Here is a 559-nt window from a genome sequence, read left to right as displayed (position 1 = left end):
AGTCCCCCCGACTGCGTCTTGATCCGCGCGCTGTAAGAGTCCGCACCCACGGATCGACCCACGACGGAGACGTACTGGCCCGCGACGGAAGTCGAGTCGAGCGTGAACGACACGACGCTGTCCGTCGCCGTGCTGGACACGGCCGGCAGCAGCGCTGTGCGCGTCTGCCCGGGCGAGTTGGCGATGCGTCCCGTCGGGGCGACCACCGAGAATCCGGTGTTGCCACCGCCGATCGCCCACGCCCCGCCCGTCTGGGCCGAGCCCCACGATGAGGTCGTCGTGCGGGAGAAACTGTCCGCCGCGAGAACTCCGGCGCCCGGGGCCGCCGGAGCCGTGACGGTGACAGCCTTCGTCGCGGTCGCCTTCGCTCCGGCGTTGTCGGTCGTCGTCAGCGTCACCGTGTAGGTGCCGGGCGCCTCGTAGGTCCTCGACGCCGTCTTCCCGCTTGCGGTCGTCCCGTCACCGAACGACCACGTGTATGACGCGATCGAACCGTCGGAGTCGGTCGAGGCCGAGCCATCGACGGCGACCGTCAGATCCTTCGGTGTCGCCGTGAACG

General features: G+C 69.9%; 1 protein-coding gene. It reads right to left on the bottom strand.

Annotated elements, in window-relative coordinates; genetic code table 11:
- Positions 1 to 559: PKD domain-containing protein (locus AC4FQ5_RS20025; protein WP_491146445.1), on the bottom strand; the 559-nt coding region annotated here is incomplete at both ends.

The sequence above is a fragment of the Chryseobacterium sp. DT-167 genome, assembly GCF_058310155.1.
The sequence above is the reverse complement of the archived record's forward strand: the minus strand, read 5'-3'. Positions and strand labels throughout refer to the sequence as shown.